This window comes from Shewanella sp. POL2 (assembly GCF_000282755.1).
GTDB classification, from domain to species: domain Bacteria; phylum Pseudomonadota; class Gammaproteobacteria; order Enterobacterales; family Shewanellaceae; genus Shewanella; species Shewanella xiamenensis.
Window position 1 is genome coordinate 39,067 of the sequence record NZ_AKZL01000010.1, and the last position, 14,110, is coordinate 53,176.

Sequence of the window (14,110 nt, forward strand, 5' to 3'; positions counted from 1 at the left end):
CAGTTATCGACGCGGGGATCCAGCTTTATGCATTTCAGCTCTAGCTTCTAGGGCGAGCTTGCCTGCGTCCTAGCAGTTGCGCAGCAACGTCCTAGATTCTATCTTCCCAACCTTTACAGCATAAACCCACTAAATAACCTAACAAAACACAGGTATAGTGTGCGCCGATGTTTTGACGTTGTTTTAAATGCGTCAACTTAACTAACATTGTCAAACATTTGTTAGAACGCAATACGTTTTAGCGTCAAGTTTTTAGACAAAATAATCATTTAATTAATACTTTATGCGTAAAAGTTGTTTCATTTTACTTAACTTTGTACTAACTTTTACCTAGGCGAGATGGCCGTTTCGGCCTTCCTTATCAAAATTAGCTCAAAGTGAATTGTCGCTAGCCAAAAAACCAGCAATTCATGTCAAGCAATCAAGATAAGCAGCCGAAACGAACACAATCGATAAACAACAATTTGCATTATATTTGGAGCAAAAAATGAAAGGTATCAAGATGAACAAGCAAGCTCAGGGTTTTACCTTGATCGAATTAATGATTGTAGTAGCCATTATCGGTATTTTGGCCGCTGTGGCGTTACCAGCATATAAAGACTATGTCACGTCAGCCCAAGGCGGAGCTGCAATGAAAGGCATTAGTGCCTTTGCCCAAAAAATTCAAACCTGTAATACAACGGGAGTTGGCTGTACTGGTATACAAGCTGAAGTAGCAAAAAACAAAAAAATGACCGCTTTATTAGCAGAACCAGCTCAAGGTGCTACTGTTAGTTTGGTTTGGACAGAACCAAAATGTACTCTTACTGCCGCGTTTGATGGTAATGGTGGTGTAACATATACAATGACTAGCAGTAGTGATCTTTCTCTATGCCAAAAAGGCGCTGGTATCGGCAGCTAATATCACAAATCTTTCTAAAGCCCCTTTTCGGGGCTTTTTTATTTTTATCAATTAATTATCCCGGTTAACCATAATCTTGGATACATTTGCTGATTTAGCGCGGTATCACCTAGGCTTGCGATTAATAGTGCACCACAGGTTATCACGGCTGCCATTAATACCACTTTCCAAGGTAATGCTATCACTCGCAGTTGATAGTGGCGGCAATTAAGTGCCAATAATGCCACCAATAATGCTTGGGATAATGGCATTACAATTACCCCATCAAACATGGCATATATCCATATTGCACACAGGGCAAATACCAACACAATATCGGTTGTGTCCGTATCTATACCTATATGTGAGCCTGTGTCGAGGCTACATTGTGAGTTTTTAGCTAAATGCTCACTCGGTTTTTCCCCTAATAAGGTAAGCCGCTTTAATATTGACCATAATATTATCAGCGACCAACTCGCCAGCAAGATAAACGCAACCACACCAAACTCATATAAAAACTGCATGAGGGCATTATGTGAGTGAGCATTAGGTAAAGGTCTTGCTTCTGCCCATGCAAAACTCATTGGCCCGTAACCTAAGCCAATACGTTCAGGGATCGCCTGCAAAATATAAATCCACATATCAATGCGGCCAGAGCTATTGGTTCTTAATTGCCAAATTGGGCTATCAAAAATAAACAGTGGAATAATAATAATCAGCGCTAGCCATAAAAGCGTGCCAAAAACTACAGCCTTCAGCATTGGGCGAATAAATGCTTGACCTAAGTTGGCGGGCAAAAAGCGATACACCACAACAGCCGCTAAAACTATTGCCAACAATGCGCCGCGAGCCTCTGATTGCAGCAGGATTAACCACTGCACACTAAAAGCCAACATAGCTGTCCGTTTATATTTTTTAAGTGGTTCGATATAAAAAGACAAACACAACAACGGTAGCAGCATAACTTGCAATTGATTGAAAAACCTTACATTCATAAAGCCTGCCACTAAAGAATGCACATCTGGCCGATTAGCATCGAGCGCATGAAAAAACAGCAGCAAAAAAAACTTAACCGCAATACAAATTGAGAAAAATAACGCAAATCCAAAAAAATATTGCAGCGTCAGATTTCTGCCAATGTCAGTTATGAGTACACCTAAGATATAAAACAAACAGAGCAGCAAAAAAAAGTTGGCTAATTCAAGTAATGACCAAAATGGATGCTGGCTAAAAATGGTTGATATAAAACCAAGTATAAATAGGCTTACCACCACCCAAAGTGTCAAAGGCGATGGTAGGATTATTGGAATACTCGAGCGCCACAAAAGGCCAATCGCTGAACACACGATAAATATAATTACTAGGATTCGTTTAAGATCGTAAGCGTTATCCACCCCCAGATATCCTGTGATATAACCTGATAATACCGAGCCAAGGAAAAATAGCGCGAAGAAAGTGAGCAGGAAAATCCGGCTAAAAATTGGGATTGATTGCAATATCTGTTTCCTTAATTGAGCATTCCATCACGTATTTATCCCCCGACATTGGCGTTAAAGTGCATCACCAAATCACCGATTATTTACGCGTTCTAGTCAAGTAAATCGAAGTGACTTTATTATAAGGCATTGTTATTTATCGACCATTAACCCACAGTACAGTTTATGGTAAAATATAGCCACTTTTGAAAGCTGTACATAAATTCGCATCCTTATGATGATACTCATTTTTTTGTGATTATTTGAGCTTTTTTATATATGACAAATAACCATTTTGCCGCTATGATGGAAAAACTAATGGAGATAGGAGTTTTTCATGCCATCCGCTGGCCTTCACCTGGGATTATCCACCCTTTTCATCCGTAAAGGTCTGCTTAATGAAGAGCAGATGGCGAGTGCCATCACCAAATCCCGCCAAAACAAACAAACCTTAGTCACCACCTTAGTGCAAACTAAGCTCGTGTCAGCCCGCAGTATTGCCGAGCTTTGCTATGAGGAATATGGCACCCCGCTGTTGGATTTAGCCGAATTTGATGTTAACGCAATACCCGAAGAGTTTCTGAATAAAAAACTGATTGAAAAACACCGCTGCTTACCGCTATTTAAGCGCGGCAATCGCCTTTATATCGCCACTTCAGATCCTACCAATATTGCCGCCCTTGAGGAATTCCAATTTAGTGCTGGGTTGCATGCCGAAGCCATTTTGGTGGAAGAAGATAAGCTCGCTAAGGCCCTTGAAAAGGTACTCGAAGAAGATATTACTGGCCTTGATTTAAGCGGCATGGATGAAGCAGCACTTGCGGGTATCGAAATTACCGATACCGATAAACGCAATGAAGACAATGCTGGTGAATCCAGTGACGATGCCCCTATCGTCATTTATATCAATAAGATACTAACCGATGCTATTCGTAAGGGCGCTTCAGACTTACATTTTGAGCCCTATGAAAAACGCTATCGTATCCGTTTTCGTATCGATGGTATTTTGCATGAAGTCTCAGAGCCGCCAATCAGCCTAGCCGGACGACTCTCAGCGCGCTTAAAGGTAATGTCAAAGCTGGATATTGCCGAGCGTCGCGTCCCCCAGGATGGCCGGATTAAAATGAAGCTATCCCGCACTAAGTCTATCGACTTTCGGGTAAGTACCCTGCCGACTCTGTGGGGCGAAAAAATTGTAATGCGGATCTTGGATTCTTCTTCCGCACAGCTCGGTATCGAAAAACTCGGCTACGAACCCGATCAAGAAAAGCTCTACCTTGAGATGCTAGCCAAACCCCAAGGCATGATATTAGTGACAGGCCCAACAGGTTCGGGTAAAACCGTTTCGCTCTATACAGGCTTAAATATCCTCAATACCGCCGAGCGTAATATTTCCACCGCCGAAGATCCGGTGGAAATTAACCTTGAGGGGGTAAACCAAGTCCATATTAATTTAAAAGCGGGTTTAACCTTCGCCTCGGCACTGCGCTCCTTTTTGCGCCAAGACCCCGATGTGGTGATGGTCGGCGAAATCCGTGACCTTGAAACCGCCGAAATTGCCATTAAAGCCGCCCAAACAGGCCATTTGGTTCTATCAACCCTGCATACTAACTCGGCGGCAGAAACACTCACTCGTTTAATAAATATGGGCGTACCCGGCTATAATATTGCCAGCTCAGTTAATCTTATTATTGCTCAGCGACTTGCACGGCGACTGTGCCCAGAATGCAAACAATCCGAACAAATACCTGAACATGAGCTACAACGTTTAGGCTTTACTGATGAGCAAATCGCTAAAGGATTTACCACCTATAAACCCGTGGGTTGTGAGCATTGCTCTGGCGGCTATAAAGGACGGGTAGGTATTTACGAAGTGATGAAGATGTCAGATGAAATTGCCCGTACTATTATGGAAGGGGGCAATTCATTGCAAATTGCTGCTCAAGCCAAGGCCCAAGGCATGCGCGATCTGCGGCAATCAGGACTACTAAAAGTGCTCCAAGGTGTTACCAGTATTGCCGAAGTGAATCGGGTAACCAGTTTTTAATAGCAACTTTTAGGTTCTAGGTTCTAGATTCTAGATTCTAGATTCTAGATTCTAGATTCTAGATTCTAGAGCGAGCATGCGAGCGTCCTTCTTAGCTTTACAACCAACAGGGAAAATTTATGGCTACGGCAACCACAGTAAAAAAGCCTCGCCCAAAAAAGATTGAGCAAAAAAGCCAACCTAAAATTTATACCTTTGAATGGAAAGGTGTTAACCGCGACGGCCAAAAAACCAGTGGCGAACTGAGGGGGGCCTCTGCTGCAGAGGTTCGTAGCAAGTTAAAATCTCAAGGGGTAAATCCTAAAACCGTTCGCAAACAATCGGCCGCCTTATTTAAATTAGGCGATGCCAAAATTACCCCTATGGATATTGCTATGGTGACTCGGCAAATTGCCACCATGCTTGCCGCTGGGGTGCCATTAGTGACTACCATTGAACTACTGGGTCGCGGCCATGAAAAAGCAAAAATGCGTGAGCTGTTAGCGACAATTCTATCGGAGATCCAGTCAGGTATTCCGTTATCTGATGCTTTGCGTCCCCACCGACGTTATTTTGATGATCTTTATGTCGATTTAGTGGCGGCGGGTGAACATTCAGGCTCACTCGATGTAGTGTTTGATCGTATTGCGACCTACCGTGAAAAATCTGAAGCATTAAAATCTAAGATTAAAAAAGCCATGTTTTATCCGGCAGCAGTAGTAATAGTCGCTATTTTAGTAACGGCACTATTATTACTGTTTGTGGTGCCACAATTTGAAGATATTTTTAAGGGCTTTGGGGCCGAGTTACCTGCATTTACCCAATTGGTTTTGCATATCTCCCGCGGCCTACAATCCTCTTGGTATATCTTTTTGGGTGCCATAGTGGCTGGCGTATTTTTATTTGTGAGGGCTCATAGGAACTCGCAAATCGTGAGAGACAGAGTTGACGAAGTCATCTTAAAAATTCCAGCTATTGGTCCCATTCTACACAAAGGCGCTATGGCGCGTTTTGCCCGTACCTTAGCCACCACCTTTGCCGCTGGTGTCCCCTTAATCGACGGTTTAGAATCCGCTGCCGGAGCATCGGGAAATGCGGTATACCGTAAAGCCATTTTAAAAATCCGCCAAGAAGTGATGGCCGGGATGCAAATGAACGTGGCAATGCGAACCACAGGGCTGTTCCCCGATATGCTGATCCAAATGGTGATGATTGGCGAAGAATCAGGCTCTCTTGATAATATGCTTAATAAAGTGGCCAATATCTATGAGATGCAAGTAGACGACGCTGTCGATGGTTTATCCAGCCTAATTGAACCTATCATGATGGTGGTCATTGGCACTGTTGTTGGTGGTCTTATTGTCGCTATGTATTTACCTATCTTCCAAATGGGTAAAGTGGTTGGTGGCTAGAACGTTGCAAAAACCGCAGCAGCCAGAAAAAGCAAAACGGGCTACGCCCTTATGGATTCTAGGTTCTAGAGCAGCGAAGCGTCCTAGAGGCCTAAAATCCGTTTTACATTGAACAATATAATTAAGTAAGAATAATGACTGAATTTTTCACTTTATTGGGTCACACTTTTGACCAAGCACCATGGCTTTTTATCTGCTTAAGTTTTGTGTTTGCCGCCACCATTGGCAGCTTTTTAAATGTGGTGATTCACCGCTTTCCGGTGATGATGAAGCGCGAATGGCAACAGGAATGCAATCAATATCTGCAGGAATATCATGCAGATATTGTTAAGCAAGTAGGAATAGAAAAGCTCAATAAACCGATCGATCACTATCCTCCCAAATACAATCTTGTGGTACCTGGCTCTGCCTGCCCTAAATGTAAAACCGCCATCAAGCCTTGGCATAATTTACCCATTTTAGGTTGGTTAATGTTGAGGGGAAAATGCGCTGCCTGTCATGCCCCCATTTCCTCACGCTATCCGATTATTGAGCTAATAACAGGGTTACTCGTTGCAACACTCGCCTGGCATTTTGGCCCCAGCGGGCAATTTATATTTGCTGCAATACTCACTTTTGTGTTGATTGCGCTCACCGGAATCGATCTGGATGAAATGCTGCTTCCCGATCAAATGACCCTTCCCCTGCTATGGTTAGGACTACTCATAAACCTCAACCATACCTTTACCAACCCAACCGATGCGATTATTGGTGCCGCAGTAGGCTATTTAAGTTTATGGTCGATTTTTTGGCTATTTAAGCTGTTAACCGGTAAAGAAGGCATGGGCTATGGTGACTTTAAGCTACTTGCCGTATTTGGTGCTTGGCTTGGTTGGCAAATGTTGCCACTGGTGATTTTACTTTCATCCTTAGTGGGTGCCCTCGTAGGCATCACGCTGATCGTGACCAAACGTAATCAACTGGCAAATCCGATTCCCTTTGGTCCTTACATTGCCGCCGCAGGTTGGATCGCCCTAATATGGGGTCAACCTATAGTGGATTGGTATTTAAGTACGTTATAGAACTGGCTTCGGCCTTATAGGTTCTAGGCTTTAGGTTCTAGGTTCTAGAAGGAGCGCAGCGACGCCCTAGCAGGACGAAGTCCGCTCTAGGTCCTAGCAGCGTAGCGTCCTTCATCACTTTTAAGAGAGTTTTATGTCCAAATTTGTTGTCGGTTTAACGGGCGGGATTGGCAGTGGTAAAACGACCGTGGCGAATCTGTTTGCGGCAGAAGGTGTTTGCCTAGTCGATGCCGATGTCGTTGCCCGAGAAGTCGTCGCACCAGGCACCTACGGATTACACGCCATTATTGACCATTTTGGGACAGAAATCTTAACGGCCTCGGGCGAGCTTGACCGCGCAAAACTTAGGCAGCGAGTGTTTAGCGATGAACAAGCGCGTCAGTGGTTAAATCAACTGCTGCACCCTATGATCCGCCAAGAAATGCTTTTGCAAGTCAAAAATGCCACCTCAGACTATGTAATTATGGTTGTACCCTTGCTATTTGAGAACGGGTTAGATAGGTTAGTCAATCGGACTTTAGTGGTGGATATTTCGCCAGAGTTACAAATAAGCCGTACCGTAAAGCGGGACAATGTCGATGCAACTCAAGTAAATAACATCATTGAGAGCCAGTGTAGCCGCAGTGAAAAACTCGCTAGAGCCGATGACATTATTGATAATCAGGGAGAGATATCAACGCTAAAACAAAAGGTGCAAGCATTGCATCAGCGCTATTTACAATTATCTGGTAATCACAACGCCCATGACTGACTTAGTTTATGAACAGCCTTTAAATGAGAAGATCCGCAGCTACTTGCGGCTCGAATACCTCAACAAGCAGCTCTGTAATAACCTAAATCACGACCACCAGCATAGATGTTTCTACCCTCTGTTTTCCCTGTGCGAGCTCTCGGAGCGCTGCGACTACCGCAATGAGGTCCTCAAAGATATCGAGCGAAATCTACTGCAACTGAGCAAATGGCAAGAACTCGAGCATGTCGATAGCGAACAAATCCGCTTTTATATTCAAGCCTTAACCCAAGCCAGAGAACCATTACAACGTCCCGAACGCTGTGGGAGCCAGCTAAAGCAAGACAGATTCTTATCTGCTCTCAGGCAACGCTTTGGTATGCCAGGTGCCTGCTGTAACTTCGACCTTCCCCAACTGCATTTTTGGCTCGCCAAACCCTGGGAAGAAAGACGACAGGATTATCAAGCTTGGATAAGTCATTTCGATCCCCTACTCACACCCATCACGCTTTTGCTTCAACTTACCCGCAGTACCGCTGATTTCGATAATGCCACCGCTCATGCCGGTTTTTATCAAGGGGATAGCACTCAAGCCCTGTCATTAGTTAGAGTCAAAGTCGATGCTTCCCACGGTTGTTATCCCACGATCAGTGGCCATAAAAATCGTTATGCCATTCATTTTGTACAATTCGATCAACAACGCCACTCAGACCGTAGCATCGAATTCTTACTAGCGACCTGCGCGTGAAGCCTTTACACTAAAGCCATTGATAACCGTTATTCGTTATTCGTTATTCGTTATTCGTTATTCGTTATTCGTTATTCAGCAGTAAATCAAGAGATCCCCATTATGCCGTTAACCGTCAACTGCCCAATTTGTAAAACTCCAGTACAATGGAGCCCTCAGTCAGAGTTCAAACCTTTTTGCAGTGAGCGCTGTAAGATGATCGATCTCGGTGATTGGGCATCGGAGAAACACGCCATTCCAGTCAAATCTGAGTTTGATGTCGACGCTTTAGACGAACTTGGTTACGACGAAGAAAGCTTCTTTAAAGAATAAGCCTCATACAACAACTCAGTTTATTTACCAACGACCAGAACCGACGAGTCTCGGATTGTTGTTCATACAGTGATAAGTAGAAATTTATGACAAAACGTATTCATGTTGCCGTGGGCATTATTCTTAATACTGACGGACAAATCCTACTCGCCAAGCGCCCAGAGCATTTACATCAAGGCGGCAAATGGGAATTTCCCGGTGGAAAAGTGGAGCAAAACGAAACCGTTACCCAAGCCTTAATTCGTGAGTTAAAAGAAGAAGTGGCGCTTAACGTCCATTCGAGCGAACCTTTTATGGCGTTAAGCTACGACTACCCAGATAAACAGGTACTACTCGATATTCACACTGTGAGTGACTTTACGGGCGAGGCGCAAGGGCTTGAAGGACAACAAATCGTCTGGGTCGATAAGCACGAGCTCACCCATTATGACTTCCCTGATGCTAATAAACCTATCCTCGCCAAGCTATTAGCACAAAACTAATCACATCTTTTTATGGGTAATAGCCAGATTTACATTAGCGATACGTGATCTGGCTTGCAGCAAATTCATTCACAACTTTTACAAAACGTAAATTAGTGCTTGAATGCAAATTCATTATTCTTCTTCGATTTTGAGGGCATATCATGCACAATAACGTTAAAGCATTACTCGCCACGACCGCGTTATTTTTTAGTTGCCAAGTACTAGCAAATGGCGGCTGTGGCTTTGAAGAGCAACAACAGGGCTTGATTGCCACCTGCAGCGAGGAGAAACAAGAAGTGATTTTAACCGGTGTAGTTGAAGCGCAACATTTAGTAAAAGATCTCAATGAGTTTGCTGAGGGCTACAAAAGCTACCAAGTCGATACCGACGCCTTAGCACCACTCAAAAAAGTCACAGAACCAACAGAAATCGTCGTGATTATTGGTACTTGGTGCCCAGACTGTCATCGCGAAACGCCACGTTTTATCCGCATTATCGAAGAAGTGGCGAACCCCAATATTAAAGTGACTTATATTGGTGTCGATCGCAGCAAGCAAGACCCTGAAGGACTGGCGGCAAAATACGAATTCAAACGTATTCCTACCTTTATCGTGCAACAACAAGGTAAAGAAATTGGCCGCATCGTAGAGCGTCCAACCGTTTCGCTCGAAAAAGATTTAGCCGAGATCTTAAAGTAATCGTACCCGAATAATAACAAAGGCCGCCAAGTGTAAACTTGGCGGCCTTTGTCTTTTAATAATAGTTGTGAGGTTATACCAATCGTATTAAATCGTTTCTTCTAAAATCCGCTGCGCCAGCATCACTAACACCCCCTCACGCAATGCTCCACCTGATAGCGCCAACTGCTCAATTCCTAAGAGTTCAAAGAGCGCAAGTAAAATCGCCACCCCTGCGGCAAATGTTGGCGCACGTTCGGCGCTTAAGCCGATAATCCCCTCAAGACTCACATCTTCCTCGGCGAGGATTTCCGCTTTCAGCTGTGTCAGCACAGCTAAAGTGATGATTTCAGACTGCTTACGGTGCATTAACACTTCGACCACAGATTGCACTGCGCCAGAAGCCCCCACTACACAGTGCCATCCTAAGTCTTTTAGCCTTTGCCTATGTTCACCTAAGACTGCTAGCACTTCCTGTTTAGCATCGTCAAAATCGAGCTCTTGCAACGGCGCGTTGTTGAAGAAACGGCGGTTAAAGGTCACGCTGCCCATAGGCAAGCTAGTCTTAAACTGAACCTGATGACCATCCCCGATAATAAATTCGGTACTTGCTCCACCAATATCAATCACTAAGCGTCGACCTTGGCCACAGGTTGTTGCCACCATACCTTGATAAATCAGCTCAGCTTCACGCATGCCCGAAATAATCTCAATCGGGTGACCGAGAAGGGGAATTGCCCTCTGGTTAAACTCGTCGGCGTTATTGATAGTACGCAGTGTTGCTGTGGCAATCACAGCAACATGATTAGGATGGACTTTATGCAGTGCTAACATTTGGGCAAACATGGCGAGGCAATCTAAACCTCGTTGCATCACTTCCTGTGATAAATAGCCGTCTTCGCCAATCCCTTCGGCTAACCTTACTTTACGTTTGTACTTAGCAATAATATGTGGCTGACCACCTTTTGTTTTAGCGATCAGCATATTAAAACTGTTAGAGCCTAAAGTAATGGCAGCATAAGCGGGTGTTGGCATTTACGGCTGTCTACGCGTCCTGTCATGGCGAGGTGGACGACCACCACTACGATGTGCACCTTGAGTACGACTCACCCCAGAGCGCTCACGTAAATTACGAGCTCCCGCTGGATGTTTGCGATGAATCTTAGCTGGCTGTGGAATATCATCCAGTAACGCATCGCGGTCATAATTACTCACTGGGATTGAGTGATTAATATAAGTCTCAATTGCTGGCAAGTTTAGTGCGTATTCTTCACAGGCAAAACTAACTGATACCCCTTTGTTACCCGCTCGCCCAGTACGACCAATACGGTGGACGTAATCTTCACAATCATCAGGTAAATCATAATTGTAAACATGGGAAACATCGGAGATATGCAGGCCGCGTGCAGCCACGTCAGTCGCAACCAAGATATCTAATTGACCTTGCGTAAATTGCTCTAGGATTCGAATACGTTTCTTCTGTGGCACATCCCCAGTGAGCAAACCCACACGGTGACCATCACCCTCAAGCCAAGCCCATAAGTTCTCGCAGCTATGCTTAGTGTTTGAAAAAACAATGGCTTTCTCAGGCCAATCTTCTTCAATCAGCGTTAGCAATAAACGCATCTTATCTTCTTGGGAAGGATAGAAAATTTCTTCTTTGATATTCTTTGAGGTTTTTTCTTCGGGGGCAATTTCGACTTTCACCGGATCATTCATATGATCATAAGCCAACTCTTGCACCTTCATTGAAAGCGTCGCTGAAAACAACATGTTCAGGCGCTGATCGGCATTAGGCATGCGTCGGAATAAGAAACGAATATCCTTGATAAAACCGAGGTCGAACATACGATCGGCTTCATCTAACACCACGGCTTGAATCGCATTTAAGCTAATAATGCCCTGACGCACATAATCGATAATCCGTCCGGTTGTACCGATTAAGATGTCAACACCTTGGTCGAGCACTTTACGTTGGACGTCATAACTCTCACCACCGTAAACAATCCCCACCTTTAAGCGAGTATGTTTCGCGAGTAAAATCGCGTCCTTAGCAATTTGAATGGCTAATTCACGGGTGGGCGCCATGATAATGGCACGCGGTTGATTTAATTGACGTCCTTCAGGAACAGGGGTCGACAATAAATGGTTAAATGTAGCAACCAAAAACGCCATTGTCTTGCCAGTGCCCGTCTGAGCTTGGCCAGCGATATCTTTTGATTGAAGTAATACGGGTAATGATAACGCCTGAATCGGCGTACAAAATTCAAAGCCGTTCTCGGCAAGGGCCTGTTTAACCTCAGGATGCAGAGGTAAGTCGGCAAATTTTTGATTTGATAAATGTGTTTGGCTCATAGCGCAAGCATACCATTTGGGGTTGCAATAAGATACTCGATCGTTTGAAATAGCCACATTGTAAAAGGTAACTTGAAAAGCTATTTTTCAGCCCCAATATACATGGTAAGCCATTAACAAACCAGCAATGGCAACCAAACTGGAGAACATCATGAGCGATAAAATTATATACCTGAGCGACGACAGCTTCGAAAACGACGTATTAAAGGCCGATTTACCAGTATTGGTAGACTTTTGGGCTGAATGGTGTGGTCCATGTAAAATGATCGCGCCAATCCTTGACGACGTTGCCGAAGAGTATGCCGGTCGCGTAACTATCGCTAAATTAAACGTTGACCAGAACAACGTTTCTCCAGCGAAATACGGCGTTCGCGGCATTCCAACATTGCTGTTATTCAAAAACGGTGAATTGGCAGCGACCAAAGTTGGCGCGCTCTCTAAAACTCAGTTAAAAGAGTTTATCGACGCACAAATCTAATTTGTTGTCGTTATGAGTGACCTCCGGCACAAGCTGAAATTAAATTGTGCCGGAATGCCCCTAAATTTCTGGACGCCCCGCTTTGTTAGTGCTACTTTAATAACCAGATTCTTTCTAACTAAACCACTTCTCGCTCGTCAATCACTATCCTGAATCACAAACTTTACTGATTGATCGCGGTAAGCTTTGTCGCGTAACACAAGATCCCCAACATGAACTTAACTGAATTAAAAGACACGCCGATATCCGACCTAGTTTCGCTAGCCGAAAACATGAAACTCGAAAATATGGCCCGTGCTCGCAAGCAGGACATTATTTTCTCCATCCTTAAAGCCCACGCCAAAAGTGGCGAAGACATTTTCGGTGGCGGCGTATTAGAGATACTCCAAGACGGATTCGGTTTCTTACGAAGTGCAGATGGATCTTACTTAGCTGGCCCTGATGATATTTACGTGTCACCAAGCCAAATTCGCCGTTTCAACATGCGAACGGGTGACACCATTTTTGGTAAGATTCGTCCACCAAAAGAAGGTGAACGTTATTTTGCCCTGTTAAAAGTTAACGAAGTTAACTTTGATAAACCTGAAAACTCTCGCAATAAAATCCTCTTTGAAAACTTAACGCCACTCCACGCAGAAGAACGTATGCGTATGGAGCGTGGTAATGGCTCAACTGAAGACATCACTGCCCGTATTCTGGATTTATGCTCACCTATCGGTAAAGGTCAACGTGGTCTGATCGTTGCGCCACCAAAAGCGGGTAAAACGCTATTACTGCAAAACATTGCGCAATCCATTACCTACAACAACCCTGAAGTGGTATTGATGGTTCTGCTGATCGATGAACGCCCAGAAGAAGTAACCGAGATGCAACGCCTCGTTAAAGGTGAAGTTATTGCATCTACCTTCGACGAACCAGCAAGCCGTCACGTACAAGTGGCTGAAATGGTTATTGAAAAGGCTAAGCGTTTAGTCGAACACAAAAAAGACGTGGTGATTCTGCTCGACTCTATCACCCGTTTAGCGCGTGCTTACAACACTGTTATCCCTTCATCAGGCAAAGTGTTAACCGGTGGTGTGGATGCAAACGCCCTGCACCGTCCAAAACGCTTCTTCGGTGCAGCACGTAACATCGAACACGGCGGCAGCTTAACCATTATCGCTACTGCGTTAGTCGATACCGGTTCTAAGATGGACGAAGTGATTTACGAAGAGTTTAAAGGTACTGGTAACCAAGAGCTGCATCTGTCACGTAAAGCCGCTGAAAAACGCGTCTTCCCTGCGATTGACTTTAACCGCAGCGGTACTCGTCGTGAAGAGAAGCTGACAAATCCTGACGAACTGCAAAAAATGTGGATCCTGCGTAAGATCCTCAATCCAATGGATGAAGTCAGTGCAATGGAATTCCTCATTGATAAGCTGGCGATGACTAAGACTAACGAAGAATTCTTCACCGCGATGAAACGCGCAAAGTCTTAAGCCATATAAGATTG

14 protein-coding genes are annotated in these 14,110 nt (G+C 44.3%); 11 read left to right on the forward strand and 3 right to left on the reverse strand.

Going from position 1 to position 14,110, the window contains the following annotated elements:
* Window positions 1–487 precede the first annotated feature (487 nt).
* Complete coding sequence (locus tag SHEWPOL2_RS04095) at window positions 488–901, forward strand: prepilin-type N-terminal cleavage/methylation domain-containing protein (RefSeq protein WP_037426351.1); 414 nt, start codon at window positions 488–490, stop codon at window positions 899–901.
* 47 nt (window positions 902–948) lie between these two features.
* Here SHEWPOL2_RS04095 and SHEWPOL2_RS22850 read toward each other — a convergent pair whose 3' ends face one another.
* Window positions 949–1,776 carry an O-antigen ligase family protein gene (locus tag SHEWPOL2_RS22850; RefSeq protein ID WP_157173865.1) on the reverse strand — a complete coding sequence of 276 codons (828 nt, stop codon included), beginning with the start codon at window positions 1,774–1,776 and terminating at the stop codon, window positions 949–951.
* Window positions 1,777–2,692: 916 nt separating this feature from the next.
* On the opposite strand from SHEWPOL2_RS22850, the gene pilB reads away from it, so the two are divergent.
* From pilB to SHEWPOL2_RS04140, 8 genes are all read left to right on the forward strand, one after another.
* Complete coding sequence (pilB, locus tag SHEWPOL2_RS04105; protein ID WP_037426354.1) at window positions 2,693–4,402, forward strand: type IV-A pilus assembly ATPase PilB; 1,710 nt, start codon at window positions 2,693–2,695, stop codon at window positions 4,400–4,402.
* A gap of 119 nt (window positions 4,403–4,521) precedes the next feature.
* Window positions 4,522–5,793, forward strand: a complete 1,272-nt coding sequence (locus tag SHEWPOL2_RS04110; protein ID WP_037426357.1) for a type II secretion system F family protein — start codon at window positions 4,522–4,524, stop codon at window positions 5,791–5,793.
* Between the two features lie 134 nt (window positions 5,794–5,927).
* Window positions 5,928–6,854: an A24 family peptidase gene (locus SHEWPOL2_RS04115; RefSeq protein ID WP_037426360.1), complete on the forward strand. Its 927-nt coding sequence runs from the start codon at window positions 5,928–5,930 to the stop codon at window positions 6,852–6,854.
* 133 nt (window positions 6,855–6,987) lie between these two features.
* Complete coding sequence (coaE, locus tag SHEWPOL2_RS04120) at window positions 6,988–7,605, forward strand: dephospho-CoA kinase (protein ID WP_037426363.1); 618 nt, start codon at window positions 6,988–6,990, stop codon at window positions 7,603–7,605.
* On the forward strand, window positions 7,598–8,332 hold the full coding sequence (zapD, locus tag SHEWPOL2_RS04125) for a cell division protein ZapD (RefSeq protein ID WP_037413632.1): 735 nt from the start codon (window positions 7,598–7,600) through the stop codon (window positions 8,330–8,332). Before coaE ends, zapD begins: the two co-directional genes overlap by 8 nt.
* 102 nt (window positions 8,333–8,434) lie before the next feature.
* Window positions 8,435–8,644, forward strand: coding sequence for a DNA gyrase inhibitor YacG (gene yacG, locus SHEWPOL2_RS04130; RefSeq protein WP_037413634.1), 210 nt, complete (start codon window positions 8,435–8,437; stop codon window positions 8,642–8,644).
* Between the two features lie 86 nt (window positions 8,645–8,730).
* Window positions 8,731–9,126, forward strand: a complete 396-nt coding sequence (mutT, locus tag SHEWPOL2_RS04135) for an 8-oxo-dGTP diphosphatase MutT (RefSeq protein ID WP_037413635.1) — start codon at window positions 8,731–8,733, stop codon at window positions 9,124–9,126.
* 143 nt (window positions 9,127–9,269) lie between these two features.
* Window positions 9,270–9,806 (forward strand): thioredoxin family protein, encoded by a 537-nt coding sequence (locus SHEWPOL2_RS04140; protein ID WP_037426365.1) that lies wholly within the window; start codon window positions 9,270–9,272, stop codon window positions 9,804–9,806.
* 87 nt (window positions 9,807–9,893) lie between these two features.
* On the opposite strand, the gene SHEWPOL2_RS04145 is transcribed toward SHEWPOL2_RS04140, so the two are convergent.
* Window positions 9,894–10,820, reverse strand: coding sequence for an exopolyphosphatase (locus SHEWPOL2_RS04145; RefSeq protein WP_037426367.1), 927 nt, complete (start codon window positions 10,818–10,820; stop codon window positions 9,894–9,896).
* Window positions 10,821–12,140, reverse strand: a complete 1,320-nt coding sequence (rhlB, locus tag SHEWPOL2_RS04150; RefSeq protein ID WP_037413639.1) for an ATP-dependent RNA helicase RhlB — start codon at window positions 12,138–12,140, stop codon at window positions 10,821–10,823.
* 151 nt (window positions 12,141–12,291) lie between these two features.
* Between rhlB and trxA the strand changes: the two genes are divergently transcribed.
* Window positions 12,292–12,618 (forward strand): thioredoxin TrxA, encoded by a 327-nt coding sequence (gene trxA / locus SHEWPOL2_RS04155; protein WP_011070766.1) that lies wholly within the window; start codon window positions 12,292–12,294, stop codon window positions 12,616–12,618.
* Window positions 12,619–12,830: 212 nt separating this feature from the next.
* Window positions 12,831–14,096 carry a transcription termination factor Rho gene (gene rho, locus SHEWPOL2_RS04160; RefSeq protein ID WP_037413641.1) on the forward strand — a complete coding sequence of 422 codons (1,266 nt, stop codon included), beginning with the start codon at window positions 12,831–12,833 and terminating at the stop codon, window positions 14,094–14,096.
* Window positions 14,097–14,110 lie beyond the last annotated feature (14 nt).

Excerpts from the sequence above, each read along its gene's own strand:
- SHEWPOL2_RS04095 (WP_037426351.1), top strand. The coding sequence starts at position 488 with ATGAAAGGTATCAAGATGAACAAGCAAGCTCAGGGTTTTACCTTGATC.
- SHEWPOL2_RS22850 (WP_157173865.1), bottom strand. The coding sequence starts at position 1,776 with ATGTTGGCTTTTAGTGTGCAGTGGTTAATCCTGCTGCAATCAGAGGCT.
- pilB (WP_037426354.1), top strand. The coding sequence starts at position 2,693 with ATGCCATCCGCTGGCCTTCACCTGGGATTATCCACCCTTTTCATCCGT.
- SHEWPOL2_RS04110 (WP_037426357.1), top strand. The coding sequence starts at position 4,522 with ATGGCTACGGCAACCACAGTAAAAAAGCCTCGCCCAAAAAAGATTGAG.
- SHEWPOL2_RS04115 (WP_037426360.1), top strand. The coding sequence starts at position 5,928 with ATGACTGAATTTTTCACTTTATTGGGTCACACTTTTGACCAAGCACCA.
- coaE (WP_037426363.1), top strand. The coding sequence starts at position 6,988 with ATGTCCAAATTTGTTGTCGGTTTAACGGGCGGGATTGGCAGTGGTAAA.
- zapD (WP_037413632.1), top strand. The coding sequence starts at position 7,598 with ATGACTGACTTAGTTTATGAACAGCCTTTAAATGAGAAGATCCGCAGC.
- yacG (WP_037413634.1), top strand. The coding sequence starts at position 8,435 with ATGCCGTTAACCGTCAACTGCCCAATTTGTAAAACTCCAGTACAATGG.
- mutT (WP_037413635.1), top strand. The coding sequence starts at position 8,731 with ATGACAAAACGTATTCATGTTGCCGTGGGCATTATTCTTAATACTGAC.
- SHEWPOL2_RS04140 (WP_037426365.1), top strand. The coding sequence starts at position 9,270 with ATGCACAATAACGTTAAAGCATTACTCGCCACGACCGCGTTATTTTTT.
- SHEWPOL2_RS04145 (WP_037426367.1), bottom strand. The coding sequence starts at position 10,820 with ATGCCAACACCCGCTTATGCTGCCATTACTTTAGGCTCTAACAGTTTT.
- rhlB (WP_037413639.1), bottom strand. The coding sequence starts at position 12,140 with ATGAGCCAAACACATTTATCAAATCAAAAATTTGCCGACTTACCTCTG.
- trxA (WP_011070766.1), top strand. The coding sequence starts at position 12,292 with ATGAGCGATAAAATTATATACCTGAGCGACGACAGCTTCGAAAACGAC.
- rho (WP_037413641.1), top strand. The coding sequence starts at position 12,831 with ATGAACTTAACTGAATTAAAAGACACGCCGATATCCGACCTAGTTTCG.